The 25,935-nt window shown below is 54.8% G+C and carries 24 protein-coding genes and 1 riboswitch; of the genes, 12 read left to right on the top strand and 12 right to left on the bottom strand.

Annotated elements, in window-relative coordinates:
* The first annotated feature begins 103 nt into the window (after positions 1-103).
* Positions 104-1,105, top strand: a complete 1,002-nt coding sequence (locus tag HC757_RS10635; protein WP_169564343.1) for a zinc-dependent alcohol dehydrogenase family protein — start codon at positions 104-106, stop codon at positions 1,103-1,105.
* A gap of 325 nt (positions 1,106-1,430) precedes the next feature.
* On the opposite strand, the gene HC757_RS10630 is transcribed toward HC757_RS10635, so the two are convergent.
* Positions 1,431-1,790, bottom strand: a complete 360-nt coding sequence (locus HC757_RS10630) for a hypothetical protein (RefSeq protein ID WP_169564342.1) — start codon at positions 1,788-1,790, stop codon at positions 1,431-1,433.
* A 637-nt stretch (positions 1,791-2,427) separates the two neighbouring features.
* Between HC757_RS10630 and HC757_RS10625 the strand changes: the two genes are divergently transcribed.
* The 3 genes from HC757_RS10625 to HC757_RS10615 all read left to right on the top strand — a co-directional run bounded on the left by HC757_RS10625 (position 2,428) and on the right by HC757_RS10615 (position 5,664).
* Complete coding sequence (locus tag HC757_RS10625) at positions 2,428-4,323, top strand: M61 family metallopeptidase (protein WP_169564340.1); 1,896 nt, start codon at positions 2,428-2,430, stop codon at positions 4,321-4,323.
* A 231-nt stretch (positions 4,324-4,554) separates the two neighbouring features.
* Positions 4,555-5,121, top strand: a complete 567-nt coding sequence (locus tag HC757_RS10620; RefSeq protein WP_342343063.1) for a class I SAM-dependent methyltransferase — start codon at positions 4,555-4,557, stop codon at positions 5,119-5,121.
* 105 nt (positions 5,122-5,226) lie between these two features.
* Complete coding sequence (locus tag HC757_RS10615) at positions 5,227-5,664, top strand: hypothetical protein (protein ID WP_169564339.1); 438 nt, start codon at positions 5,227-5,229, stop codon at positions 5,662-5,664.
* A gap of 1 nt (position 5,665) precedes the next feature.
* Here HC757_RS10615 and HC757_RS10610 read toward each other — a convergent pair whose 3' ends face one another.
* The 4 genes from HC757_RS10610 to HC757_RS10595 form a co-directional block, all read right to left on the bottom strand.
* A complete protein-coding gene (locus HC757_RS10610) occupies positions 5,666-6,244 on the bottom strand; it encodes a thymidine kinase (RefSeq protein WP_169564337.1) in 579 nt (192 codons plus the stop codon).
* 198 nt (positions 6,245-6,442) lie between these two features.
* Positions 6,443-7,999, bottom strand: a complete 1,557-nt coding sequence (locus HC757_RS10605) for a Na+/H+ antiporter NhaC family protein (RefSeq protein ID WP_169564335.1) — start codon at positions 7,997-7,999, stop codon at positions 6,443-6,445.
* 79 nt (positions 8,000-8,078) lie between these two features.
* A riboswitch (Lysine riboswitch) is annotated at positions 8,079-8,276 on the bottom strand.
* Positions 8,277-8,418: 142 nt separating this feature from the next.
* On the bottom strand, positions 8,419-9,348 hold the full coding sequence (locus tag HC757_RS10600) for an electron transfer flavoprotein subunit alpha/FixB family protein (RefSeq protein WP_169564334.1): 930 nt from the start codon (positions 9,346-9,348) through the stop codon (positions 8,419-8,421).
* Entirely contained in the window at positions 9,349-10,098 is a 750-nt protein-coding gene (locus HC757_RS10595) for an electron transfer flavoprotein subunit beta/FixA family protein (RefSeq protein ID WP_169564332.1), read from the bottom strand.
* A gap of 325 nt (positions 10,099-10,423) precedes the next feature.
* Between HC757_RS10595 and HC757_RS10590 the strand changes: the two genes are divergently transcribed.
* The 5 genes from HC757_RS10590 to HC757_RS10570 all read left to right on the top strand — a co-directional run bounded on the left by HC757_RS10590 (position 10,424) and on the right by HC757_RS10570 (position 15,672).
* Positions 10,424-10,816, top strand: a complete 393-nt coding sequence (locus HC757_RS10590) for an H-NS histone family protein (protein WP_169564330.1) — start codon at positions 10,424-10,426, stop codon at positions 10,814-10,816.
* A 934-nt stretch (positions 10,817-11,750) separates the two neighbouring features.
* Positions 11,751-12,137 (top strand): Rcs stress response system protein RcsF, encoded by a 387-nt coding sequence (gene rcsF, locus HC757_RS10585; protein ID WP_169564329.1) that lies wholly within the window; start codon positions 11,751-11,753, stop codon positions 12,135-12,137.
* Between the two features lie 17 nt (positions 12,138-12,154).
* Entirely contained in the window at positions 12,155-12,913 is a 759-nt protein-coding gene (gene tsaA, locus HC757_RS10580) for a tRNA (N6-threonylcarbamoyladenosine(37)-N6)-methyltransferase TrmO (RefSeq protein WP_169564327.1), read from the top strand.
* Positions 12,914-12,963: 50 nt separating this feature from the next.
* Positions 12,964-13,620, top strand: a complete 657-nt coding sequence (locus HC757_RS10575; RefSeq protein WP_244623432.1) for an acyltransferase — start codon at positions 12,964-12,966, stop codon at positions 13,618-13,620.
* 336 nt (positions 13,621-13,956) lie between these two features.
* Positions 13,957-15,672 (top strand): proline--tRNA ligase, encoded by a 1,716-nt coding sequence (locus HC757_RS10570; RefSeq protein ID WP_169564326.1) that lies wholly within the window; start codon positions 13,957-13,959, stop codon positions 15,670-15,672.
* Positions 15,673-15,774: 102 nt separating this feature from the next.
* Here the strand turns inward: HC757_RS10570 and HC757_RS10565 are convergent, their stop codons facing one another.
* Positions 15,775-16,593: an AraC family transcriptional regulator gene (locus HC757_RS10565; protein WP_169564324.1), complete on the bottom strand. Its 819-nt coding sequence runs from the start codon at positions 16,591-16,593 to the stop codon at positions 15,775-15,777.
* Between the two features lie 181 nt (positions 16,594-16,774).
* On the opposite strand from HC757_RS10565, the gene panB reads away from it, so the two are divergent.
* Both panB and HC757_RS10555 read left to right on the top strand, forming a co-directional pair.
* Positions 16,775-17,608 (top strand): 3-methyl-2-oxobutanoate hydroxymethyltransferase, encoded by an 834-nt coding sequence (gene panB, locus HC757_RS10560; RefSeq protein WP_169564322.1) that lies wholly within the window; start codon positions 16,775-16,777, stop codon positions 17,606-17,608.
* A gap of 122 nt (positions 17,609-17,730) precedes the next feature.
* Positions 17,731-18,909: a patatin-like phospholipase family protein gene (locus tag HC757_RS10555; RefSeq protein ID WP_169564320.1), complete on the top strand. Its 1,179-nt coding sequence runs from the start codon at positions 17,731-17,733 to the stop codon at positions 18,907-18,909.
* 100 nt (positions 18,910-19,009) lie between these two features.
* Here the strand turns inward: HC757_RS10555 and HC757_RS10550 are convergent, their stop codons facing one another.
* The 4 genes from HC757_RS10550 to rfbA form a co-directional block, all read right to left on the bottom strand.
* Positions 19,010-20,017, bottom strand: a complete 1,008-nt coding sequence (locus HC757_RS10550; RefSeq protein ID WP_169564387.1) for an NAD-dependent epimerase — start codon at positions 20,015-20,017, stop codon at positions 19,010-19,012.
* A 49-nt stretch (positions 20,018-20,066) separates the two neighbouring features.
* Positions 20,067-21,233 (bottom strand): nucleotide sugar dehydrogenase, encoded by a 1,167-nt coding sequence (locus tag HC757_RS10545; protein ID WP_169564318.1) that lies wholly within the window; start codon positions 21,231-21,233, stop codon positions 20,067-20,069.
* 143 nt (positions 21,234-21,376) lie between these two features.
* Positions 21,377-21,910 (bottom strand): dTDP-4-dehydrorhamnose 3,5-epimerase, encoded by a 534-nt coding sequence (rfbC, locus tag HC757_RS10540; RefSeq protein ID WP_169564316.1) that lies wholly within the window; start codon positions 21,908-21,910, stop codon positions 21,377-21,379.
* On the bottom strand, positions 21,910-22,788 hold the full coding sequence (gene rfbA / locus HC757_RS10535) for a glucose-1-phosphate thymidylyltransferase RfbA (RefSeq protein WP_169564314.1): 879 nt from the start codon (positions 22,786-22,788) through the stop codon (positions 21,910-21,912). Before rfbA ends, rfbC begins: the two co-directional genes overlap by 1 nt.
* Before the next feature lie 320 nt (positions 22,789-23,108).
* Here rfbA and HC757_RS10530 point away from each other — a divergent pair, with 320 nt between their 5' ends.
* Positions 23,109-23,696, top strand: a complete 588-nt coding sequence (locus tag HC757_RS10530) for a HutD/Ves family protein (protein WP_169564313.1) — start codon at positions 23,109-23,111, stop codon at positions 23,694-23,696.
* Between the two features lie 63 nt (positions 23,697-23,759).
* Here the strand turns inward: HC757_RS10530 and rfbD are convergent, their stop codons facing one another.
* Both rfbD and rfbB read right to left on the bottom strand, forming a co-directional pair.
* Positions 23,760-24,716 carry a dTDP-4-dehydrorhamnose reductase gene (gene rfbD / locus HC757_RS10525; protein WP_169564311.1) on the bottom strand — a complete coding sequence of 319 codons (957 nt, stop codon included), beginning with the start codon at positions 24,714-24,716 and terminating at the stop codon, positions 23,760-23,762.
* An 83-nt stretch (positions 24,717-24,799) separates the two neighbouring features.
* Positions 24,800-25,846 (bottom strand): dTDP-glucose 4,6-dehydratase, encoded by a 1,047-nt coding sequence (gene rfbB, locus HC757_RS10520; RefSeq protein ID WP_169564309.1) that lies wholly within the window; start codon positions 25,844-25,846, stop codon positions 24,800-24,802.
* Positions 25,847-25,935: the final 89 nt, after the last annotated feature.

Below are 25,935 nucleotides of genomic sequence, written 5' to 3'. Positions count from 1 at the left end.
GACTATTCATTTTTGAATAACAATACTGCATTTTAGTTAATTTCAATTCAAAAATATATAAATATACTCTTAAGAAAACGTTCAATTCAGTTGGAGAAAGCCCATGTCTGAGTCCATGAAAGCCGTCATTGCAGAACACATAGACGCCCCCCTCAAATCCGTGCTCTTAACCATTCCGACACCTAAGCCAGGTGAAGTCAGAGTGAGGGTCGCTGCCAGTGGGGTTAACCCTTTGGATCTTAAAATCCGTGCAGGGCAAGCCCCCCACGCCAAGCATCCCCTCCCGGCCGTATTGGGTATGGACATGGCCGGCATTGTCGACTCGGTTGGCAGCGAAGTCGACCAATTCAAGCAGGGGGACCGAGTATTTGGCTTGACCGGGGGTATCGGCGGTCATCAAGGTGCCTTAGCTGAATACCAAGTTGTGGATGCCGCTCTGCTGGCAAAGGTACCCGAATCCATGTCACTGCGAGAAGCTGCATCCATCCCACTGATTTTTACCACCGCATGGGAGGGAATCGTCGATAGGGCCAACGTCAGCGAAGGACAAAGCGTATTGGTGCATGGTGGTGCCGGTGGCGTAGGACAAATGGCCGTTCAGATTGCTAAAGCCTATGGTGCCGAGGTCTACGCCACAGGCAAGGCACAAGATGCAGAAACAATCCGCAACTTAGGTGCCACGCCAATCGATTTCGAGCGCACCTCAGTTGAAGAGTACCTGAACCAATATACCGGCGGTGCCGGGTTCGACATAGTCTATGATACGGTTGGCGGCACAGTGTTGGATAGTGCCTTCGAGTCGGTAAAAAACTATACGGGTCACGTCGTCAGCTGTTTGGGCTGGGGCACACACAGCCTTGCTCCGTTATCCTTTAGAGGTGCAACTTATTCGGGTGTCTTCACCTTAATGCCATTGCAAACGGGCAAGGCCCGCGCTCACCATGGCCACATAATGCAGCAAGCCTCTAAATTAGTGGAAAACAGCCAATTACGGGTCATTCAGGATCCTAACAAATTTGATTTATCACAGGTCAATGAGGCACATGGTCATGTCATGGCAGGCAGGGCCAAAGGTAAAGTTGTCATCACTATTGCCGACATTTGATTCACGGGGAAGGTGTTTCCCTCGTTGTCAGGTCCCCGCTGATTGATAGTCTTTAACAGATATTGCAATGGCCCAAGCGGTTATGCGCATCAAACTCTGAACAATGCCAGACCCGACGCCGCTAATGCCCAGCGGCACTGGCCAGGATTGCGATATAAGAGAGGCGGGGCATGGCACTTTGCCTCACACCCGCCTCTCTAGTGTCAATATAGAATGTGTCACTTATTGCTGAGTTCTAGAGAGTATGTCCCTAGAGAACATATCTATATCTGACATATCTGTATCGGGCATGCTATTTCAGTATGCCGATATTTTTTATCTTCGGTTATTTCAAGGAAATGGCAACGATATAGTTATTACCACTGGGGTTTTGGGTTGCATAAGCGAACACAGTTTCATTGCCGTAGCTGAAACTGTGAGCACCAACGGCGGGAATATCCAGATAAACGTTGCCCAGGTCCAGATTGTCATCGGCGACGATAAAGGTGATATCGGCACCACAACCCTTGGGCGCCAAAAATACCGAAGAATTGCCCATGGCCAAGGTCTCAGAGCCGTCGGGTAGGATCACATCCCCCACCTTAATGCCGGCAAAAGTCGAGTCGTCATTGACCTTACTCACGCCGGTGATTTTGATGTTGTAGCTGGTGTTATTTACGATTTCCAGTGATGCTGAAAGTGCCATAATCATTTCCTTAATGTGTATAGATCCATAGATTCGATTAGGTTAAGAACGACCACTTGCTTCGATCTGCACTAAGCCTCGTTGCAAGGCGATTGTGTAACGCCTCAAAAGTCTAGTTCAGCCTTTGCCAAAGTAAAATGACAGGGAATATAAATGTCGTAAACTTTCTGAGACAGAGAATTAACGACAACTGAAATCTAGCTTGAGCCAAGAATAAGACGAGTCAATGGCGCCGCCCTATCCAGGCAGGGAAAGCTAAAGGCTGGGAAAGCTAAAATGATATCTGAGTTAAGCGCTTGACTTCACTTATCCCAGGGAAAAGCTTAGTCTGTCTCAATGCTTTTATTTCGTATGGCATTTTGCATGAATGATTTAACGCCAGGCAAAGGCCCCAGTGCAGCAACGAGCCCGGCTTCAGAGGTGTATTCCACCTCTGCTGAGTGCCGCTCTTGGCTTATGCCAACGAGGCGTTCTCCTTCTGCATAAGTATCTCTGCATCAATGGCACTCGTGCGACTTTGCCAGACTCGAGATGTATGGTGCCAAGCCCGAGTTCGCCCTGCGAGCCGTGGAAATAATAACTATCCAACATAATAAAATAACGGGCGCTTTTCATGCCCGGTACATTGGAGACGCAAGTGAAAAAATCTGCCGTAGCGATTGCCGTATTCAGCACTCTATTGGGGTTGGCACTGCCGGCCAGGGCCGAGATTGCGGCCCCTCGGGATCAAGCCTATCCGGGCACCCTGAGCCTGCAAGTGGACGCCACCGACCTGGGTCACCGTATCTTCCAGGTCCACGAAGACATTCCTGTGACTCCAGGCCCCTTGACCTTGCTCTATCCCCAATGGATCCCAGGCCATCATTCCCCCACAGGCCCCATAGACAAAATCGCCGGCCTGAGCATAAGTGCCAAGGGCAAGACCATCCCCTGGGAGCGGGATCAAGGCAACGTCTATGCTTTCAATCTGCAGGTACCGGCAGGCGTCACCAGCATCAGCCTGGACTTTAAATTCCTCAGCCCACAGAACCCGGAACAGGGCCGGGTGGTGATGACCCAGGAAATGCTCAACCTGCAATGGAACACGGTCGCCCTGTACCCGGCAGGCCATTACAGCCGCCGGATCCAGGTTGCCCCCAGCGTAACCCTGCCGAGCGGCTGGCAGTTCGCCACCGCGCTGGAAAAAACCGCCCAGCATGGCAATACCGTCAGCTTCAAGGCCATAGATTTCGAGAATCTGGTGGACTCTCCCATATTCGCCGGACGCTATTACAAACGCCTGGACCTGGCGCCAGGCGCCGAGACCCCTGTGCATCTCAACGTCTTTGCCGACAAGGCCAAGTCGCTTGAGCTGAGTGAGGAGAGCCTGACGATTCACCGCAACCTGGTGCAGCAGATGTACAAGGTGTATGGCGCCCAGCATTATGATCGCTATGACTTCCTGCTGGCCCTGACCGACAAGCTGGGTGGCATAGGCCTGGAACACCACAGATCCAGTGAGAACAGCGCCAAGCCCAACTACTTCACCGAGTGGGATAAGTCTTGGCTGGGGCGGGATCTCTTGGCCCACGAATTCAATCACTCCTGGAACGGCAAGTACCGCCGCCCCGCCGGCGTCTGGACCCCAAGCTACAATGAGGTCAAGCGTGATCATGGCCTCTGGGTCTACGAGGGTCAAACCCAGTACTGGGGCAATGTCATCGCCGCCCGCTCCGGCCTCTGGAGCCAGGAGCAGACCATGGACATGATGGCGCGCCTGGCGGCCACCTATGACAAGGGTCGCCCCGGCATGCAGTGGCGCAACATATTGGATACCACCAACGATCCCACCATAGCCCAACGCACTCCCCTGGCCTATCGCAACTATCAGATGAGCGAAGACTACTACTCGGGCGGTGAGCTGATCTGGCTGGCGGTGGATGCCAAGCTGCGTGAACTCAGCGCCAATAAGCTGAGCCTGGACGATTTCGCCAAGGCCTTCTTCGGCGTAAATCCGGGCGCCTGGGATGTCAACACCTACGAATTCGAGGATGTAGTGGCCAGCCTGAATGGCGTCCAGAAGTATGACTGGAGCGAATTCCTCAACGCTCGCCTCAAGGGGCATGTGAACCTGTCCACCTCCCTGGCCGACCAGGGCTGGCAGTTGGTCTATAACGAGCAAATAACAGAAGCGGTCAAGGCGGCGGAAAAACGCTACGAAAGCATCGATTTTGTCTATTCGCTTGGCTTCATGGTGGGCAAGGATGGCACACTCAAGGATGTGCTCTGGGACAGCCCGGCCTTTAACGCCGGCCTGGCTCCCAGCATGACCATAGTGGCCATCAACGGTGAACAGCTGGACATGGATGGCCACGCCCTCAAGGATGCGGTGACCGCCGCCAAAGACAATAAGGCGCCCATAGAACTTCTGGTAAAGGACTTCAATCAGTACCGGACCCTGAAGCTCGACTACCACGGCGGCCTCAAATACCCGCACCTGCAACGCATCGACAGCAAGCCGGATTACCTGACGCTGCTGTTGACACCACGCTAAGCGCGCCGCCATAGATAAATGCGCATGGCTAAGTGCGCATAGCCAAACAAGCGCAGAGTGCAATAGGCCCGACAGCGCGCTGCCGGGCCTATTACATGCGTCATACATAGACAGTGAATAAGCCAGTGAATGAGCCAGTGAATAAGCCCATGGATAAATATGACATCACAGTCAGCACTTTCGATAAATTAGCCGATAAGTATCAGGCGAAATACATGGATTTCGACTTCTATGTCGATACCTGTCAGGTCCCCGATGATTGACAGCTTCTGCGAGCTGGTGTCACGGCCGAATGCCAAGGTATTCGAGATCGCCTGTGGTCCGGGCAACATCACCCGATATCTGTTGAATAAGCGCCCAGATTATCAGATCCATGGGATCGACTTGGCGCCCAACATGGTGGCGCTGGCCAGAAGCAATAACCCTGAGGCCTCGTTCGAGGTCATGGACAGCCGTGATATATCCGCCATAGCCAAAGGCTTCGATGCCATCATCTGTGGCTTCTGCACCCCTTATTTGAGCAAATCAGATGTTGAGCGGCTCATCAAGCAGATGCGCGACCGAGTTAACATTGGCGGGATCCTCTACCTCAGCACCATGGAAGATGAGGACAGTCGCTCGGACTGGCAGACCTCGAGTGCCGGCGATCGCGTCTTCATCCACTATCACCAACTCGAGCATCTGGCACAGGCATTGACATCGAATGGCTTCAGCATAATAAAAGTACAGCGCAAACAGTTCCCGGTGGAAAATGGCACCCCAGGCATAGACCTGTTTATTTATGCCGAGGCGGTATGAGTTTTTCGCCAAGGCCGAACTTCTTGCCTTAACCGGCCAGCCCCTGTCTTTTTTCACCGCCCTTGGCTAGAGTCATTTCAGGGAAGCAGCGTCTGAGGTGACAAAATGAAAGCGGCTGTGGCGAGGCCCTCAGGGGTGACGATATTCCAGACTACGGCAGTGTTCAGCATGCTGTTTGCCCTGATAGGCTTCAGCTACAACGTCTGGCGCATGGAAGTGACGGAAACCAATGCGACCCTGAGGGAAGCCAGTTTCGAAATGTTATTGCAGCTGTCTGAGTTGGAGCTGAATGTCTACGCCGCCTACTATGATCAGGATGCCATCGAAGGCAATCCGCGCAGGGGCTGGGTCAAGGTCGGCCTGATTGAAGATCTGAGCATGATAATGCCGGCAGAGATCCGTGTGGCGGCCAAAGAACTGAAACGGTCGTGGAGTGAACATTGGCCGCGGCTGCCGACCGAAGAGACCAGTGCCATCTCAGTGGTGACGGCCATAGATGCCACCCGTGCCCAGGTACGACAGGCACTGGCGGCATTGGACTGACTCAATCCCAGATAGATTCGCGAAAGTGCTTGCGGCACACGGACTCATAGCTCTCGTTGCCGCCGATGGCGACCTGTTCGCCCTCACACATCACCTTGCCGTCGCCATCGAGGCGCACCACCATGTTGGCCTTGCGGCCACAATGGCAGATGGTCTTCAATTCCACCAGCTTATCGGCCCAGGCCAGCAGATAGTGGCTGCCAACGAACAGCTCCCCCTGGAAATCGGTTCTCAGGCCATAGCAGAGCACGGGAATATCGAGCTTATCGACGATAAAGGTCAATTGCCGTACCTGCTCCTTGCTGAGGAATTGGCATTCATCCACCAACACACAATGCAGTGGTGTTTCCCTGTGAGCCGCTTCTATGATGCGGACCAGGTTATCGGCGGCGGCAAACACCTGCGCCTCGGTCTCTATGCCGATGCGCGAGGCGACTTTACCCTTACCGTACCTGTCATCTATCGAGGCCGTCATCACCAGGGTGTTCATGCCGCGTTCGCGATAGTTGTAGGAAGATTGTAACAGCGAGGTCGACTTACCTGCGTTCATCGCCGAGTAATAAAAATAAAGTTGTGCCAAAATCCTTGCCCTTGAATGAAAACTGCAGTGGAAAACCGCGCCATTCTAGCATTGAAAGCGCCGATAAATCACGGCCCGCGTATGCAGGACACCGGATCTGCCGTCTCCGGGTGACGCGCATAAAAAAGCGCCGGCAAAGGCGGCGCTTTTTCATCTATGCAGAACCGACTGGGCTGAAAACCCACCCGAGCCGCTGAGCTAGCGGGTTTTCAACTTCAACCACAGGAGTGACAAGAGGAATAACAGGCTGCAGGCGCCCAGCCCCAAGGCAACCGACTCGGTAAAGCCCAGCACCACATAGCCGCCCAGGCTGATGGCCGCGACGATCAAGGCGTAGGGCAGCTGAGTCACCACATGATCTATATGATGGCAGCTGGCACCCGTCGATGACAGGATAGTCGTGTCGGATATCGGTGAGCAATGATCGCCGAATACCGCGCCTGCCAGTACGGCCGCCAGCATGGGCAGCATCATGCCGGTATGGCTGCCCATGGCCATGTCGGCCGCTATCGGCAGCATGATCCCGAAGGTGCCCCAACTGGTGCCTGTGGCAAAGGCGGTGAAGCCGGCCAACACGAACATCAACGCCGGCAGGAGGGCGAAAGGAATATTGTCCGTCACCAGGCTGGCCATAAACTTGCCGGTTTCCAGCTGACCTATGACAGCTGCTATGGTCCAGGCAAACAGCAGTATATAGATGGCGGGCAGCATGGAGCGGGCCCCCAGGGTGACGCCCTTAACCACGGACGGTTTCGCTATCCCCTGAATGAACACCAAGGCCAGGGTTGCCCCCAATCCCACCAGCGCACCGAAAAACAAGGATGAACTGACATCCGTCTTCTCGAAGGCACCTATGAGGCTGAACGCCAGACCATCGGCACTCAACACCCGGGCACCGCTGCTGAGCATAAAATACAGGGTCGCCAGTACCAGCACGCCTATGGGCAGGAAGAGGCCCAGTACCCTGCCACTCTCGGCCTCGGGCAGATCCACATTGGCACCGGGCGGTAAACCCTTGGACTCGTCATAGAGTTCGCCACGCACGGCATTGAGTTCATGGGTCCGCATCGGACCTATGTCCAGTCCCCAGAAGGCGACACAGAACAACAACAGCAAGGCGAAGATGGCGTAAAAATTCATCGGGATCATCTGGATGAACAGGCTCAAATGGCCGGTATCGGCGAAACCATGGGCCGTGAGTATGCCGCCGATCAGCGCTATGATATAGGCACCCCAGCTGGATACAGGGGAGATCACGCACACTGGGGCTGCGGTCGAGTCTAATATGTAGGCGAGCTTGGCACGGGAAACATAGTACCTGTCGGTCAATGGCCGCGCCACACTGCCCACCACCAGGCTGTTGAAGTAGTCATCGATGAACACGACACAACCCAAGAATATGGTCAGCAACTTGGCGTCACGCTTATTGCGGATATGGTTGCGGGCCCAGATCGCAAAGGCACGGGCCGCACCGCTGACGGTGATCAAGGCGGTGATCATCCCCAACAAGATCAAGAAACCGAGAATATAGAGGTTCCAACTGTTGAGAGCCCCGTCACGCCACAGGAGTGAAATCACGCTCTCGAGCAAGAATCGGCCACTATCCAAGGCAGAGAAGTCATTCAGCAACAGGGTGCCGAGCAGGATCCCCACGCCAAGCGAAATCAGCACCTTACGGGTAACGATCGCCAGCAGAATCGCCATCACGGGTGGCAGTAAAGACAGTGCCGAATCGGCATAACTTAGTACGGTCATTTATTATGTTCTTCGTTGAGTACGAATGGAGGGCAACTGAACTGGCTGGAAACGCCCATAGACGTTCATAAACACCTGTCCTAATAGTAGCGCTCCACAGTCAATTATCTCTATCATAGGGATAGAAAATACCATGGCAGTGCTGTTCCTGTTCGGCAACAGCCCCAATGACGAGCCGGGATGGGTCTCACCATTTCGGCACTCAATCCTTTCATGACCCCTCAGCGGCATCACCCTACTGATCACTACTGATATTAAGTGCACCTCTACTGCATAGAAATTGTATCTATGTAGGGCGCCTATGCGGCGCGGGCACATAAAAACATAAGCGGCTTTGAGGAGCTACCTCAAAGCCGCTTAACGTGACCGAGATCACAGATTAACTCAACTTACGCCGTACCCGGGTACGGCTGCCACACTCAGGCCTTGATGGCCGCGATCAACTCGGGGATGGCCTCGAATAAATCGGCCGTTAACCCGTAGTCGGCGATCTGGAAAATCGGCGCTTCGGGATCTTTGTTGATTGCCACTATCACCTTGGAATCTTTCATGCCGGCAAGGTGCTGAATGGCACCCGAGATGCCCACGGCAATATAGAGATCCGGGGCAACTATCTTACCCGTCTGGCCAACCTGTAAATCGTTAGGCACGAAACCTGCGTCCACGGCGGCACGCGATGCCCCGACGGCGGCGCCCAGGCTATCGGCCAACGCTTCCAACATGGCGAAGTTCTCACCGCTGCCCATACCTCGGCCACCCGAGACTATGATGCCTGCGTTGCCAAGCTCAGGGCGTTCCGACACAGTCAGGCTCTGGGAGACGAACTGAGTCCTGGCCTCTATGACCTTGTCTATGGTCTCCAGGCCGGCATTACCGCCATTGGCGGTGGCATCGAAGGCGCTCGCGCGCACCGTCAGCACTTTCTTGTCATCCAGGCTCTGCACCTTGGCCATGGCGTTACCCGCGTAGATGGGTCGCACGAAGGTATCGCCGCTCAGCACTTGTAATACTTCGGAGATCTGCGCCACGTCCAGCAAGGCCGCAACTCTGGGAAGAGTATCCTTGCCGACACTCGACGCACTTGCCAGGATATGCTCATAACCTGGAGCCAGCTCAAGGATGAGTTTGGCCAGATTTTCCGCCAGGTGTGCCTGATAGGCTGCGGCATCGGCCACCAAGACTCTTGTCACCCCGTCGAGTTGCTGCGCGGCAGCCGCCACTGCGGCACACTCATGTCCGGCCACCAACACATGGATCTCTGTGCCTATGGCCTTAGCCGCAGTAACCACTTTGGCTGTGTCCAGCTTCAGGCTGGCATTATCATGTTCTGCTAATACTAGAATGGCCATTTAGATCACCTTCGCTTCGTTTCTTAACTTTTCCACCAACTCGGCCACAGAGGCTAGCATCACACCCGCAGTGCGCTGGGCCGGCGGCGTGACATCGAGCAACTTCACATGCTGTTTCAGGATCACCCCGAGATCGGCAACGGCCATGACATCCAAAGGCTTGCGTTTCGCCTTCATGATGTTGGGCAGGGAGGCATAACGCGGTTCATTCAAACGCAGATCTGTGGTGACCACCGCCGGCAGCGGGAGTTTCAGCGTCTGTAAGCCACCATCGACTTCACGGGTGACCAACAGGCTGTCACCTTCCAGCTTCACTTCCGAGGCGAAGGTTGCCTGCGGCATATCGGTTAAGGCGGCGAACATTTGACCCGTCTGGTTATTGTCACCATCGATAGATTGTTTACCGAAGATCACCAACTGGGCCTGTTCTTTCTCTTGCACAGCCTTGAGCAGCTTAGCGATAGAAAGCGGCGTCAATTCTTCGTCGGTTTCGATATGAATGGCGCGATCGGCACCCAGTGCCATGGCGGTACGCAGCTGCTCTTGTACTGCCTTGCTGCCAATGCTGACCACGACTATTTCGCTGGCCGAGCCGGCTTCCTTGAGACGCACAGCCTCTTCGACGGCGATTTCACAAAAAGGATTCAACGCCATCTTGAGGTTGGCTGTATCAACGTTCGAGTTGTCGGCCTTGACCCTGACTTTCACGTTGGCATCGACCACACGCTTTATAGGCACCAGTACTTTCATAGGGCTACCTTCCTACCGCTTTATCTGAGTGGATGACACATGGGCTCTGACCTGTAAATCCGCCGAACCTATGTAAGATAGGCCAACTCTACGTGCTGTTGACGTTAACGTCAACCAAACTCAAACGCCTGTTTTGATTTTTTGTTGTCACAGTTGGCCACTTTTTTGAACACCAAAACGGTCAAAATTTATTAGATTGGGCACTTTTTAATAAATTCTTCTTAATATTTGCTAATTTTGTTTGCTCCGAGCCATATTAGTTTCTATTATTTAGTTGTTGTTCACCGTTATCCTGTAAATAAAATCATGTGGGACGAAAATTGATATGAGCGAATTTTTAGATATATTAACTCACGGCCGTCGTTTCAAAGCCGCAGTGAAAGATTTAAGCGTTGTCGAATTACGTGATGTAGCCGACAAACTGGATAAGATTATCCTCGACCGTGCATCTATGGCTGAAGAAGAAGAGAAAGCCATGGCTGAGCGTAACGCTAAAATCGAAGCCATCCGCCTGCAAATGGAAGCCGTAGGTTTATCTATCGATGATCTTGGTGGTGTTGCAGCCAAAGCAACGACCAAGAAACGTGCACCACGCCCACCTAAATATCAAATCGAAGTCAATGGCGAAATGATCCAATGGACGGGTCAAGGTCGTATGCCAACCGTATTTAAGAACGAAGTTGAGAAAGGTCGTTCTATGGATGATTTCCTGATTTAAGCGTCAGTATCTTGACTGTCATGGACCCGCAACAGCGGGTCTTTTTTTTGTGTGTACGTGTATCAGTATGTCTGTATCAGTGTGTCCTTGGCTGTGTCATAAAGACACTATGTGTCAGGCTAACCTACAGCGAGTCAATCTACAGCGGGCCAGTCAGGAACCCGGGCCGGCAACACAGGGCAGAGAGCCTCAACTGGCTCCATATCGGCCACTGGCATTCAGCATAATCTCTCCTTTCTTTATGCCGATAACAGATTAAGCTGCTGACAGAGTAAAGCGGGAAGGGTAATTTCCCTGCCAGTCGCAGCAATATTCACTTTAGAGGATTCCATGCCTGGCATGTATTCAAATTTATTGCCGTCATAAATCTGTTACCTAGCTGGTTGAATTGGCAGTTTAAAGTCCCCGTCCTCTCGACCACGGCTTAATATTCAAGTTAATCTCAGTACCCGAGTCCAATTAACCTGGACCGCAGCGGTACAAATATCGGCTCTCAGGCTAATTTTAGCCTCTTATAAACGACCACCAAGCAGTTACTCCATGGCGATATGCCGCCAACAAATAATTAACTTATTATAACATATGCCATGTGTCTGCAAGCCGATCCCCCTATGCCGGCGAGTCGATGAAACCACCCATGACGCCAATGATGCTCCTCTGAAGAATTAATTCGCCATAGGTCCAAGACAAAGGACTCAGTTAAAGATAGCCGCCTCAAGATGCCCGAGTGAAGTAAAGTGACAGTCTGTTTGCACCCGGAGCCATCCCAGAACTTAAATCACAAGCCTGCCGAAGACTGGAAACCTCACAGCGACGAATAATCGCCGCCAAAGCTTTATCAAAAGCGACTTAAGCGCTAGAATTTGCTTAACTTTCACTAAGCAGGAGTGCAGATTCCTCTTGGTGCCACTTCAGCTAACTTCAGGCCCAGTCTATGAAAATGCCAACTGTGACAGTGATCGTCCTTTTACTCAGCGGCTGTGCCGGTGACTATCGCTTCAACTCCAACCTCGACAGCGACGCCATCAACGATTACTTCAAGGCCTCGGACGTGACAGTCTTCGAGGGCAAGCTTTCTCCTCAGGGACAATACGAGGTGTTGGGCTTGGTCGAAGGCGAGTCATGCCAGATAAAGCCCAACGATGTCCCCGCCGCCATCAGCGACGCCAGGACCCAGGCGCGCCGGGCCGCCGCCGATAAGCAGGCCAACGGCCTCATCATCAAACGTTGCGCCCTGTTTGAAGAGGCGGCTCAAGGCTGCATCAGCCGCGCCCTATGCGTCGGCCAAGCGATCAAGATGGCCAAGCCAGAAGCCAAATAACCCAGGTAAGAGACTGTATGACCTACCAGATCAAGGCGGTGGCCCGTTGCCGCACGCCTTATAAACAGAAATTCGGCATCCCGAGACAGCCAGGCCTGGTTGCGGCCAGGGGGTTTGTCGAACTCGAAGCAGAGTTCAATCACATGGATGCGGTGCGCGGCTTGGAACAATACTCGCATCTGTGGCTGTTGTTCTGTTTCCATGAAAACTTGGCTCAGGGCTGGAAGACCACGGTGCGCCCTCCCCGGCTCGGCGGCAACGAGAAGCTCGGGGTATTTGCCACCCGTTCCACCTTCAGGCCCAACGGCATAGGCCAATCTGTGGTCAAGCTGCACGGTGTGGTGCAGCGCAATGGCAAGGTCTGCCTGGAAATCTCCGGCATGGACTTGCTCGATAACACCCCGGTTATCGACATCAAGCCTTATATTCCCTTTTCCGACGCCATCCATGATGCCGTTGGCGGTATAGCTCATGAGGCGCCGGCACTCATGACGGTGAACTACACTGAGCTTGCCAGCGCGCAGATCGCCGCCTATGCCGCCCAACCACAATACCTGGACCTGGCCGAACTCATAGACGGAGTCTTGGCCCAGGATCCCCGTCCCGCCTACAAGAAGGCCAAGGAAGACCCCAAGTTGTACCAGGTGGCGTTGTACGATTTGGATATCTTCTGGTGCATAGAAAACGCTGGCATCAAGGTACTGGAACTCAGGCCGGCGAAACTGGATAAACAGTCATCCGGTACCAATGGACAAGCTGCCGAACTGGCCACTTAGGACAGAACAAGCCGCAACCCATACCGACACTTGGAACTATGCATCAGCCCATGCCCAAACATATACCTGATCCCATGCCAGAATCTCTGTCACAACCCGACTACCGCAGCCAACACAAACGCCGGCTATCCTGGATGCCCTGGCTGTATTTCTCCCTGAAAGAGAAACACTTGAGCTGGGCCAGGCCCTGGCAGGAGGAGGTGCAGCGCCAATTCAGTGCGCTGGAAACCGTCAGCATAGGCAAACATTGTTTTGTCGCCCCCGAGGCGCGACTGTTTGCCGAGCCAGGGCGGGACATACTCATAGGCGATGACTGCATGATCGCCGCCGACAGCTTTCTCCATGGCCCCATCACCCTCGGTGACGAAGTGGCCATCAACCATGGCTGCTCCCTCGATGGCGGCCGCAAGGGCATCTGCATCGGCCGTCAGACCCGTATCGCCAACAATGTCACCATCTACGCCTTCAATCATGGCATGGCCCCCAACGCCCCAGTGTGCCGGCAGGCCGCCAACTCATGCGGCGTGGTCATAGGCGAGGATGTATGGATAGGGGCGCAGGCCGGGATAGTCGATGGCGTCACCATAGGCCATCACGCTGTGGTTGGCATGGGCGCCATTGTCACCAAAGATGTGCCCGACTGGGCGATAGTGGCAGGTAATCCCGCCCGTATCATAGGCGACAGGCGCGATAAAGCCCCTGTCTGATGCCTGAATTACACACCATGCATAGTGGCACGAGTGTTCTCGCCCGTATCCTAGGCGACAGGCGCGATAAAGCCCCCGTCTGATGCCTGAATTGCACACCATGCATAGTGGCGCGAGTGTTCTCGCCCGTATCCTAGGCGATAGGCGCGATAAAGCCCCCGTCTGATGCCCCAATTGCACAACTGTTGCTGCCCGCATCCATAAGCACAGACGTGATAAAGCCCATCCAGCGGCGCAACAGCCTTTATCTGCTGCACTTATTTGGTACTTGGTAGGTGACATCATAGCCGCAGGTGATAAAATGACGCCCATTCAACTCAAATATGGACTTCGGTAATGCGCGTCAGCAAGTACCTGCTATCAACACAAAAAGAAACCCCTGCCAACGCAGAAGTGGTCAGTCACCAATTAATGTTACGTGCCGGCATGATCCGCCGTAACGCATCGGGCCTGTACAGCTGGTTGCCCTCAGGCCTGCGTGTACTGCGTAAGGTCGAGGCCATAGTTCGTGAAGAAATGAACAAGGCCGGCGCCATAGAGATCTTGATGCCCATGGTGCAACCCGGGGATCTTTGGGTTGAGACGGGTCGTTGGGAAAAGTTTGGCCCCGAGCTGCTGCGCTTCAAAGATCGTCACAACCGTGACTTCGTCCTGGGCCCGACCCATGAAGAAGTGATCACAGACATCATTCGTAAAGAAGTCAACTCATACAAGCAGTTGCCTCTGAGCCTGTATCAGATCCAGACCAAATTCCGTGACGAAGTCCGCCCACGTTTCGGTGTGATGCGTGCCCGTGAGTTCCTGATGAAAGACGCCTACTCCTTCCATCTGGATCAGGGCACCATGGATGACACCTACCACGCCATGCACCAGGCCTACAGCAACATACTGTCACGCATGGGACTGGCCTTCCGTCCCGTGCTGGCCGATACCGGCTCCATCGGCGGCAGCATGTCACACGAATTCCATGTACTGGCCCAGAGCGGTGAAGATCTTATCGCCTACTCTACCGGCAGCGATTATGCCGCCAACATAGAGAAAGCCGAGTCACCCATGCCGACCGAGGCCCGCGGCGCCGCAACCCAGGAAATGACCCTGGTCGATACCCCGAATGCCAAGACCATAGCCGAATTGGTCGACCAATTTGGTCTGGATATCACCAAGACGGTCAAAACCTTGATAGTCAAAGGCGCCAGCGATGGCGCGCCACTGGTGGCCTTGATCGTTCGTGGCGATCACGAGCTGAACGAAATCAAGGCAGACAAGCTGGAACTGGTCGCCTCACCGTTGGAGTTTGCCTCCGACGCCGAAATCCGCGACGCCATAGGTGCTGGCCCGGGTTCACTCGGCCCTGTCGGTCTTAAGCTGCCCATCATTATCGATCACAGCGTGGCCGTCATGAGCGATTTCAGTGCCGGTGCCAACCTCGATGACAAGCATTATTTCGGTATCAACTGGGAGCGGGATCTGCCGCTGGCTCAGGCTGCCGACATACGCAACGTGGTCGAAGGCGAGCCGACACCGGATGGCCTGGGCACCTATGCCATGGCACGCGGCATAGAAGTGGGTCATATCTTCCAGTTGGGCACCAACTACTCGGAGGCGATGAACGCCACTGTCTTGGACGAAAATGGCAAGTCACAGGTCCTCTTGATGGGCTGTTACGGTGTCGGTGTCAGCCGCATAGTGGCAGCGGCGATCGAGCAGAACAATGACGAGCGCGGCATCATCTGGCCGGAAGCCATAGCGCCATTCAGCGTCGGCATACTGCCGATGAACATGCACAAATCCCATAGAGTCACGGATATCGCCGAGAAGCTGTATCAAGATCTCAACGCCGCCGGTATCGAAGTGCTGCTGGACGATCGCAAGGAACGCCCTGGAGTGATGTTTGCCGACATGGAACTGCTGGGCATTCCGCACACTGTGGTCATAGGTGATCGCAACATAGATGCCGGCATGTTCGAATACAAGAACCGTCGCACGGGTGAGAAGCAGGACATCCCCTTCGATCAGCTCATCGACTTCCTCAAGGGCCAGCTTCAGGCCTGAAGTTCAGGCTATGGGCCCCAGGCGTGCGCCGAATGATTGGCGCCGACCTACCCAAACAAAAACGCACCCCGGGGTGCGTTTTTTTATGCTGGCTCGACAACCTCAGTCTGCCTGCGGCTGTTGCCAAAGACGCCGCCCCCCGGAAATAAACTCGCTCGGGCTGATGCCCATCTGTTGCTTGAACATGAAACCAAATGCCGAGCTGGACTCGTAGCCCAGGCTCAGGGCCGTGCCCAGTACCGACTCACCCCGCCCGAGTAATTGCACCGCCAGCTGTAACTTCAATCTCTGTTTCCACTGACTGAAACTCAGCCCGGTTTGCGCCTTGAACAGCCGCGCCAGGGTGCGGGACGAGGCGCCAACGTGTTGCTGCCAGAACGCCAGACTCGCGTCATTGCCCGGCTCGGCCAGCAATGTCCGGGTGATCTGCAGCAACCTGGGATCCCTGGGGTAAGGCAGGTTCAAGGCCACCACTTCGGCCTGACATAGCAAGTCGCGGATGACCCGCAGCAGGCGTCCTCCCGGCCCAGGCCAGTCGTCATTGGCCACTCTCACGCTCGCCTCGGCCAGCAGCATGCTCAGCAGTGGCGTGATGGCAAGCACGCAGGCCTCGTCTTTAAGGCCGAGACTCTCGGCTTCATCCAGATACAGGCTGGTAAGGCTGGCATCCGTCATGGCGATCACTTCATGTTGGGTATGGGCCGCGACCCACACCGCCTGCTCCGGCGGTACTATGTAGCGCCCTGAATTCGTTATCACAGTCAGCAGCCCCCTGCTGGCATAGATAAGCTGGCCCCAGGCATGGCTATGCTTCTGCACCCGTTCATTGTGGTTCAACCTGCGTTTGAGCAGCATGATGGGTAAGCTCAGCCCGGCGGCGGCCAGCGTCGAGGGCGGGATGGGGATATGAGCAGCGGACATGAACTGAACCTCGCAATGCTTTACCTAACTAAGTGCTTTGCCTAATGGCTCGCCAACATAGCTGGTCATGATGACCATGATGGCGATTTCTATAGATAAGACGGCAATTTAGCGAGACTAAGCCAAACAGACAAGTGCTAGCATGCAGGTTCATTATCCAGGTTAATCGAGGAGCCTCCCTATGAGTCAGCACGTGTCTAACGACAGAGTCACCCCATTGGTTCTGCAAAAAATGAAAGGCAATACCAAGATAGTCTCACTTACCGCCTATACCAGCTCCATGGCGAGCCTGGTGGATCCCCATGTCGAGCTCATCATAGTCGGCGACTCGGTTGGCATGGTCGCCTACGGCCAGGCGTCCACCCTGGGGGTCAGTCTGGAGACCATGATCAACCATGGCGCGGCCGTGGTCAGAGGGGCAAACCGCGCCTGCGTCATCATCGACATGCCCTTCGGCAGTTACCAAGAATCGCCACAACAGGCCTTCCGCAATGCCAGCCGGGTGTTGAGTCGCACCGGCGCCCAAGGCGTCAAACTCGAAGGGGGAGCCGAAATGCTGGCCACCACGCAGTTTTTAGTGGAGCGCGGCATCCCTGTCATGGCCCACATAGGCTTGACACCCCAGCATGTGAACCGGCTCGGCGGCTTCAAGGCCCAGGCCAGGACGGCAGAGAGCACGGCTCAGCTGCGTGATGTCGCAGTGGCCTTCGCCCAGCACGGCGCCTTCGCCCTCTTGGTCGAGGCCATCTCTGAGCCGGCCGCCGCCAGAATAACGGCGGCGGTCAACATCCCAGTCATAGGCATAGGGGCGTCACCCGCCTGCGATGGTCAGGTACTGGTGACCGAAGATATCTTGGGGCTGTTCAGCGACTATAGCCCCAGGTTCGTCAAACGCTATGCCGAGCTGAGCCCGTTGATCTCAACGGCATGTGCGCAATTTGCCATGGAGGTACGCCAAGGCAGTTTTCCGACCTCGGCCCATTGCTTCACTATGCTGGAGCAACCTATGGAGTAACCCGAATGCCGGTTTGCGCCGACGCCCCGTGGCCAAGTGTGGCTTATTTTGCCTGTCCTATTGCTTTTTAGGGTGTTAAATGGCTTTAATTGATTTATCTATCAAGCAATTGGGGCCCTATTTTGCCAACATCAACCGCACTGGTACTGGGTGGCGGCGGCGCCAGAGCCGCCTACCAATTGGGAGTATTGAAAGCGCTGGTACAATTTTATCCCCGCAATCACGGTATTCCCTTCAAGATCATCTGTGGCACCTCGGCCGGGGCCATCAATGGCACCTCCATCGCCACTCACGCCTCCTGTTTTCATCTGGGGGTGCGTAAACTCGAGTGGGTCTGGCGTCACATCGAGACCCGCAAGGTCTACCGCGCCTCGATCCCCGGCGTGCTGCGTCACCTCGGCAAGATGGCCTTGAGGGGGCTGCAAAATGACGCTGTCAACACGGATGCCGGCAGCCTGCTCGACAACGACCCCTTGAGGCACCTGCTGAACCAACTGATAGATTTCAAACGCATAGACAGGAATATCACCCACGGTGCCCTCACCGCCCTGAGCATAGACACCTCCTGTTATGATCGCTCCCGCTCAGAGACCTTTTTCCAGGCCAGCAGTGATATCGAAAACTGGACCCGCGCCAGGCGCAGCGGTGAGCGCAGGCGCCTCAACACGGAGCATTTGCTCGCCAGCTCGGCCATCCCGCTGGTGTTCCCGTCGATTAAACTCGAGCAGGGCTACTATGGCGATGGCTCGGTCCACCAGCTGGCGCCCCTCTCCAGCCCTATCCATTTGGGGGCCAAGAAGCTCATGGTGATCAACCTGGATAGCCCCAACAGGCTGCTGCCTACCCGCCAAGCCCATCACCCCAAGACGGCCACCATTGCGGGTCATCTATTGGATACCATCTTCTCTGATACCCTCAACAGCGATCTGGAGCGGCTGGAGCGGATCAACAACACCCTGAGCCTGATCCCTGAATCTGGCAAAACCAAGTTGGAGCTTAAACCGATAGAAACCTTGGTCATCAAGCCGAGCGAAGATCTCACCCAAATAGCCGCCCGTTATTATGACGATATGCCGTTTGCGATCCGCACCCTGTTGGCCTTTATCGGCATAGATAAACACTCGGACTCGAGTATTGTCTCCTACCTGTTGTTCGAAAAATCCTATACCAGCACACTGATAGAGCTGGGCTACCAGGATGCCATGTGCCAAATAGATGAGATCAAAGCCTTCTTCGGTATCGAAGGCGGCAGAGGTTCAGTGTGTGTCAGAGACAAACCAACCGCCACAGTTAGCCGTTAGCCGTTAGCCGTTAGCCGTTAGCCGACGAGTAAAAAATAACCCCGCATTGCTTATTGCCAAGAGATGCGGGGTTGTTGTTTAACTCTGTGTGACCGGGAATTTAGACGGAATAATAGTCGCGATACCAATCGACGAACTGCTGCACCCCTTGCTTGATGTCCATCTGCGGCTTGTAACCCACAGTCTTGAACAGATCTTCGGTATCGGCCCAGGTGGCATGCACGTCGCCCGGCTGCATAGGCAACATGTTCTTGATGGCCTCCACGCCGAGCGCCGCTTCTATGGCGGCGATAAAGTCCATCAGGGGCACGGGACTGCCGTTGCCTATGTTGAACACCTTATAGGGCGCCGAGCTGGTGCCCGGGGTGCCGGTTTCGACCGTCCAGTTGACATCGGCCGCAGGCACGGCATCCTGGATACGCATGATGCCTTCGACTATGTCGTCGATATAGGTGAAGTCACGGCTCAGGTTGCCATGGTTGTACACGTCTATGGCCTCACCCTTGAGGATCGCCCTGACGAACTTGATAGGCGCCATGTCCGGTCGGCCCCAGGGGCCATAGACGGTGAAGAATCTCAACCCCGTGGTCGGCAAGCCATACAGATGCGAGTAGGTATGGGCCATCAGTTCGTTGGCCTTCTTGGTGGCCGCATACAGGGAAATGGGATGATCGACACTGTCGGCGGTCGAGAATGGCATCTTCTGATTCAGGCCATAGACAGAGCTGGAAGAGGCATACACCAGATGCTCTATCTTATGGTGGCGGCAACCTTCGAGTATGGTCAGCTGACCTATGAGGTTACTGTCGGCATAGGCCAAGGGATTGTCTATCGAGTAGCGCACCCCGGCCTGGGCACCGAGGTGGATCACCCGGGTGAAACCTTCGCCGGCGAATAACTCGGCGATACCGGTGCGATCGGCCAGATCCAGCTCGATGAAGCGAAACTTGTCCTGGGACGCCAGCCTGGCCAACCTGGCCTGTTTCAGGTTAACATCATAATAATCATTGAGATTATCTATACCTACGACACTATGACCTGCGGCGCACAGGCGCTCGCTGACCCTGGCACCGATAAATCCTGCCGCGCCTGTGACTAAATATTTCATCAGCTTCATTAAAATCTAATCCTTAAAAATAATTTTGGAAAGCCGGGGCTTAATCTGATCCAAACAGATCGCGGGTATAGACCTTGTCGGCCACATCGTTGAGCTCTGCCAGCATGCGGTTCGACACTATCACATCCGCCATTGCCTTGAACTCGTCGAGATCTGTGATCACCCTGGAGTTGAAGAACTCGGGCTCGGTCAGCACAGGCTCAAACACTACCACTTCTATGCCCTTGGCCTTGATGCGCTTCATAATCCCCTGGATGGATGAGGCGCGAAAGTTGTCCGAGCCCGACTTCATGATCAATCGATAGATGCCCACCACCTTGGGATGCTTGCGGATGATGGCATCGGCGATGAAGTCCTTGCGGGTGGTGTTGGCATCGACTATCGCCCCTATCAGGCTGTTGGGCACGTCGGCATAGTTGGCCCGCAACTGCTTGGTGTCCTTGGGCAGGCAATAACCACCGTAACCGAAGGAGGGGTTGTTATAGTGAGAGCCGATACGGGGATCCAGCCCTACCCCTTCGATGATCTGCCGACTGTCGAGGTTATGGGTCTCGGCATAGCTGTCCAGCTCATTGAAATAGGCCACCCGCATCGCCAGATAGGTGTTGGAGAAGAGTTTCACCGCCTCGGCCTCGGTCGAGTCGGTGAACAGCACGGGAATGTCCTGTTTGATGGCGGCTTGGCTCAGCAGGTCGGCAAACACCCGCGCCCGCTCGGAACGCTCACCCACTATGATGCGTGAAGGGTACAGGTTGTCGTACAAGGCCTTGCCTTCGCGCAGGAACTCGGGCGAGAAGAGAATGTTGTCGCAATTGAACTTGGCTCTGATCGACCGGGTATAGCCCACGGGCACTGTGGATTTGATCACCATCACAGCATTGGGATTGATGGCCATCACCTCTTGGATCACAGCTTCTACCGAACTGGTATTGAAATAGTTGGTGCTGGGATCGTAATCTGTCGGGGTGGCGATGATCACATAGTCGGCATTGCCATAGGCGAGAGCTTTGTCCTGGGTCGCACTTAAATTCAATGCGTGGCTGGCCAGATATTCTTCTATCTGTGCATCGGCGATAGGCGAGTGACGGTTATTGACCGCATCGACCCGGCTCTGAAGAATATCCACCGCAATGACTTCATTATGTTGCGCCAACAGCACTGCATTAGACAAGCCAACATACCCGGTACCGGCAACTGCAATTTTCATAAAAAACCTTACAGGAATAATGATCTAAGTGGTAATTCCTCGATGCCCAAGTTGGTCCCAACTTCACTTTACGCTTCAAGAATAAGAGACAAATTGAGCTGAAGAAGCCCGCATATTACTACCTATAAAAGTCCATGCCAAAACTAATCGCCTGCTGGGGTATCGCGTCTGGACAAGATAGGGGCTGCCGACAGAGGCCAGGCGATAGCAAACCTCGGGTCGTTCCAGGGGAGCACATGTTCATCTTGCGGAACATAATAGTCACTGCACTTATAGATCACTTCGGCAGAATCGCTGAGCACATAGAAGCCATGGGCGAACCCCGGCGGGATCCACAGCTGCAGGCGGTTATCGGCGGACAACTCACGTCCGACCCAGCGGCCATGGGTTGGCGACTCGGGCCGAATGTCCACCGCCACATCGAAGACAGTACCGGCGATGACCCGCACCAGCTTGCCCTGGGGCCTCGTTGCCTGATAATGCAGGCCGCGCAGCACATTTTTCATCGAGCGGCTGTGGTTCTCCTGCACCAGCCTGGGGGCCTCCAGGCCATGGGCCTTGAAGCAGGCGTTGAACTCTGACTCGCGAAAGGTCTCCATGAAGAAACCGCGCTCATCGCCAAACACTTGGGGTTCAAATAGGAGAACATCGGGAATTTCTGTGCTGATACAGTGCATTAAAATACCTTAGTGTCTAACAGACTGAGCAGATACTCACCGTAACCACTCTTCAATAGCGGCTGCGCCAACGCCTGCAACTGTGCCGCATCTATCCAGCCGAGCCGATAGGCCTGCTCTTCCGGACAATTGATCTTCAGCCCCTGACGTTTCTCTATGGCGGCAATGAATTGACTCGCCTCCGCCATGGCATCCGCTGTGCCTGTGTCGAGCCAAGCCGTGCCCCGCCCCATGATTTCCACCTCGAGAGAGCCCTCGGCAAGATAGTGGTTGAGCACATCGACGATTTCCAGCTCGCCCCGCAATGACGGCTTAACCCCTTTGGCGATAGACGAGGCCCGGCCGTCGAAGAAATACAGCCCGGGCATGGCATATTGGGATGCGGGCGCGAGCGGTTTCTCTGTGATAGAGGTGACCCGTCCCTCAGCATCGAAGCCCAGCACCCCATAGGCCCGGGGATTGGCCACATGATAACCGAAGACAGTGGCACCGCCTTGGCTGGCGGCGACGCGTGTGAGCATCTGCGGCAGCTCGTGACCATAGAAGAGGTTATCGCCGAGGATCAACACGCTGTCGTCGCCGTCCAGATATTCCTCGGCAATGAGCAGCGCCTGCGCCAGTCCCTCGGGTCTGGGCTGCACTTCATAGTGCAACTGCATGCCCCACTTAGAACCGTCCCCGAGCAAGGCGCGAAACAGCCCAAGATCGCTCGGGGTGCAGATCAGCAGCACCTCCCTGACGCCGGCCTGCATCAGCGTGGATAAGGGATAATAAATCATCGGCTTATCATACAGAGGCAACAGCTGCTTGCTCACTACTTGGGTCATGGGGAATAAACGGCTACCCGTACCTCCCGCCAACAAAATGCCTTTTCTCATCGCCTGTCTGCAATCATCCTAAACTGTTGGGATTGTAGCATATTCAAGACCCAGGGACGCAAAACGGCTCGGCAGAGTCGCCGCCAGAAAAGCGAAACCTCTCGGATCAAAGCCCGTTAGCCGGCTGCGGCTTTTATGTTAATCTGGCGGCGATGCTATGTAGCAGGCTGACATAGGCTGGCACCAGACCAGACCCGGCCCAGTGTTATTGGCTTACGGCTGATTTGCCTGAAACGCTTCGCTTACCAATACGGCTTAGAAGAACCCAGACCGGAACAACACTGGTCAAAACAACACCAAATAAGGGCGGCAGTAACATCATGGATATCATTCGCTTCAACCAATGCCAGAGCACACAGTGGAAGAATGGCGGCGGTACCACCACCCAACTGATAATAGCCCCGCCAGGGGCCAGTCTGGATAACTTCGATTATCGAGTCAGCATGGCCAGGGTCAACTCGGACGGCCCCTTCTCGCGGTTCGAAGCCATAGACAGGCAATTGCTGATCCTTGAGGGCGAGGGATTGGCATTGGAGATTGAGGGAAAGGAAGACGCTGCAACCCTGTTGAAGCTGGGCCCGGCGCTGACATTCACCGGCGAGTTGATGATTGACAGCAAGTTATTGGCCGGGCCGGTACTCGACTTCAACGTCATGACCCGCCGGGGCCACTACCGGGCAAAGACTGAGTACCTCAGGCTGGAGAAAAATGTCGGCATCAACCAGGAATGCCGCAGCCGGCGCTGCCTGTTGATGTTTTTAACCCAGGCACTCTGCCTCACGGGAGAAGGCATACCCGTACTCGAGTTGCAGACCTATGATCTCTTGAGCTATGAGGCAGGAGAAACGATCCGCCTGCAACCGCAAGCAGCCGCAGACATCATCAGAGTCTGGTTGGATAGATGTTGATTAAATGGGTATTGATTGGATAAGTGTTGCTTGGCTAAGCAGGTGGGAAAGTTTTGAACCAGGCTATTGCTGCCGCTTGCCGGCCAGCGCCGACAGCATGATGTTCAGCTGTTCGCGCCAGGGCGTGCCCGCCATAATCGCCAGTGATCCGCTCACGTCCAGCACACTGAAATGCGGCCGTTTGGCCGCTGAAGGGTACTGCTCCGAGCTAATGGGAGTGATGCTTATCGCCCGCGGCAACAGCCCAAGTTCCAATGCTGTTTCTTGGATCGCCACGGCAAACTCATGCCAGGAAGCCTGGCCCAGATCGCACCAGTGATAAATGGGCTCGAGTCGGTCGAGTTGGGTCAGGCGCCAAATAAACTCCGCCAGCCCTCTGGCATAGGTAGGACAACCTACTTGGTCGGCGACCACCGCGAGCTCGGTTTTTTGCTGCATCAACCCCAGCATGGTATTGACAAAATTATTGCCATATTGCGAATAGACCCAGGAACTCCTGACAATGGTAGCCATGGCCGTATCCGGGGGAATGATGCGTGCCAATGCCAGCTCGCCGGCGAGTTTAGAGGCGCCATAGACATTGAGCGGCTTGGGGGCATCGCCGACGCCATAGCGGGCCCTGCTGTCACCGTCAAAGACATAATCGCTCGATACGTGAATGAAGCGAATGCCTCGCTTTGCAGCAATTTTAGCCATGTTGGCAACCGCAGTCTCGTTGATGGCAAAGGCCTGCGCTATGTCGGTCTCGGCCTTATCGACCTGGGTATAGCCGGAGGCGTTGATCATCACCTCTGGGTCGAATGCATCCACTGCGGCGGCCAATGTGGCCGGTTGCAATATATCGACATCGGCGCGGCCGAGGCACAGCAACTGCACGTCAGCCGGCGCCCGGCTCTCGTTTACTTCCACCTCTTCAGCCCCTTTCTCTTTGGCCTCTTTTTCCTTTGCCGCTTTGTCCTCCACAACAGCCGCCAGTTCCCGGGCTAGTTGGCCGTGTTTTCCTATGACCAGTACTCTCATTTTTGCCTTAACAACTCAAATAACGCCTGCTGCATCCCATCCCACTATGCCCATAAACACCAAAAAATTCAGGGCAAAGCATACTAACTTGGCAGTTGCCTCGGCCAATCCAAATTAGCCAAATACCAGCGCAAGGTTTTCCTGAGGCCAGTGTCGAAACTCTCCAGTGGCAGCCAGCCAAGCTCACGCTGTATTTTACCTGCATCTATGGCATAGCGCACATCGTGACCCGGCCTGTCGGCCACGAAGCGGATCAGATCTTGGTACCTGGCAATACCCTGAGGTTTGGCGGGCGCCAGCTGCTCCAACAACTCACAGATAGCGTTTACCACCTCGAGGTTAGTCTTCTCGTTATGGCCACCGATATTATAAGTTTCGCCCAACTTGCCTCGAGTCGCGACCTGGTACAGCGCCCTGACATGATCTTCCACATACAGCCAGTCCCGCACCTGCCGACCATCACCGTACAGCGACAGCGGCTTGCCAGCCAGCGCATTGAGTATCACCTGCGGGATAAGCTTCTCGGGAAGTTGAAAGGGACCGTAATTATTCGAGCAGTGAGTGATCACTATCGGCAGGCCATAGGTTCGCTGCCAGGCCCGCACCAGATGATCCGACGCCGCCTTGCTGGCCGCATAGGGCGAACTGGGCGCATAGGCACTCTCTTCGGTAAACAGCGCGCCTGCGCCAATCTCACCGGAGCCAAGGTCGCCATAGACCTCATCGGTCGAGACATGAAGAAATCTGAAGTTGCTGCGTCGGCCCTCATCCAAGACGAGATAATAAGCCCGCGCGGCCTCCAGCAAGGTGTAAGTGCCCACTATGTTGGTCTGAATAAACTCCGCCGGCCCTTCGATGGAGCGATCCACATGACTCTCGGCCGCCAGATGCATGATGATATCAGGCTGAAATTTCGCCAGCGCATAATCCAGAGTGCTTCTGTCGCAGATGTCGGCTTGAACGAAATAATAACGCTCACAGCCTTCAAGCGAGGCCAGGGACGCCAGCTTGCCCGCATAGGTCAACTTGTCCAGGTTAACCACTCGGCAATCGGTTTCATTGATAAGATAACGCACCAGAGCCGAGCCGATAAAACCGGCACCGCCTGTAATAAAAATACTCTTTGCCATAACTTTGTGCTCTCCCATGGTTCTCGGTCTGCACTCCAGAAACAAAAAGGCCAAGTCATTTACTGAATTGGCCTCTTCATACCCGAAAA

It is taken from the genome of Shewanella salipaludis (assembly GCF_012911865.1).
Lineage (GTDB): Bacteria > Pseudomonadota > Gammaproteobacteria > Enterobacterales > Shewanellaceae > Shewanella > Shewanella salipaludis.
The sequence above is the reverse complement of the archived record's forward strand: the minus strand, read 5'-3'. Positions and strand labels throughout refer to the sequence as shown.

Bases quoted from the DNA above. Each gene is read 5' to 3' on its own strand.
- rfbB (WP_169564309.1), bottom strand. From the start codon at position 25,846: ATGGCAAAGAGTATTTTTATTACAGGCGGTGCCGGTTTTATCGGCTCG.
- HC757_RS10635 (WP_169564343.1), top strand. From the start codon at position 104: ATGTCTGAGTCCATGAAAGCCGTCATTGCAGAACACATAGACGCCCCC.
- HC757_RS10530 (WP_169564313.1), top strand. From the start codon at position 23,109: ATGGATATCATTCGCTTCAACCAATGCCAGAGCACACAGTGGAAGAAT.
- HC757_RS10630 (WP_169564342.1), bottom strand. From the start codon at position 1,790: ATGGCACTTTCAGCATCACTGGAAATCGTAAATAACACCAGCTACAAC.
- HC757_RS10620 (WP_342343063.1), top strand. From the start codon at position 4,555: ATGTCGATACCTGTCAGGTCCCCGATGATTGACAGCTTCTGCGAGCTG.
- rfbA (WP_169564314.1), bottom strand. From the start codon at position 22,788: ATGAGAAAAGGCATTTTGTTGGCGGGAGGTACGGGTAGCCGTTTATTC.
- rcsF (WP_169564329.1), top strand. From the start codon at position 11,751: ATGAAAATGCCAACTGTGACAGTGATCGTCCTTTTACTCAGCGGCTGT.
- HC757_RS10570 (WP_169564326.1), top strand. From the start codon at position 13,957: ATGCGCGTCAGCAAGTACCTGCTATCAACACAAAAAGAAACCCCTGCC.
- HC757_RS10615 (WP_169564339.1), top strand. From the start codon at position 5,227: ATGAAAGCGGCTGTGGCGAGGCCCTCAGGGGTGACGATATTCCAGACT.
- HC757_RS10600 (WP_169564334.1), bottom strand. From the start codon at position 9,348: ATGGCCATTCTAGTATTAGCAGAACATGATAATGCCAGCCTGAAGCTG.
- tsaA (WP_169564327.1), top strand. From the start codon at position 12,155: ATGACCTACCAGATCAAGGCGGTGGCCCGTTGCCGCACGCCTTATAAA.
- HC757_RS10595 (WP_169564332.1), bottom strand. From the start codon at position 10,098: ATGAAAGTACTGGTGCCTATAAAGCGTGTGGTCGATGCCAACGTGAAA.
- panB (WP_169564322.1), top strand. From the start codon at position 16,775: ATGAGTCAGCACGTGTCTAACGACAGAGTCACCCCATTGGTTCTGCAA.
- HC757_RS10550 (WP_169564387.1), bottom strand. From the start codon at position 20,017: ATGAAATATTTAGTCACAGGCGCGGCAGGATTTATCGGTGCCAGGGTC.
- HC757_RS10605 (WP_169564335.1), bottom strand. From the start codon at position 7,999: ATGACCGTACTAAGTTATGCCGATTCGGCACTGTCTTTACTGCCACCC.
- rfbD (WP_169564311.1), bottom strand. From the start codon at position 24,716: ATGAGAGTACTGGTCATAGGAAAACACGGCCAACTAGCCCGGGAACTG.
- rfbC (WP_169564316.1), bottom strand. From the start codon at position 21,910: ATGCACTGTATCAGCACAGAAATTCCCGATGTTCTCCTATTTGAACCC.
- HC757_RS10565 (WP_169564324.1), bottom strand. From the start codon at position 16,593: ATGTCCGCTGCTCATATCCCCATCCCGCCCTCGACGCTGGCCGCCGCC.
- HC757_RS10590 (WP_169564330.1), top strand. From the start codon at position 10,424: ATGAGCGAATTTTTAGATATATTAACTCACGGCCGTCGTTTCAAAGCC.
- HC757_RS10545 (WP_169564318.1), bottom strand. From the start codon at position 21,233: ATGAAAATTGCAGTTGCCGGTACCGGGTATGTTGGCTTGTCTAATGCA.
- HC757_RS10575 (WP_244623432.1), top strand. From the start codon at position 12,964: ATGCCCAAACATATACCTGATCCCATGCCAGAATCTCTGTCACAACCC.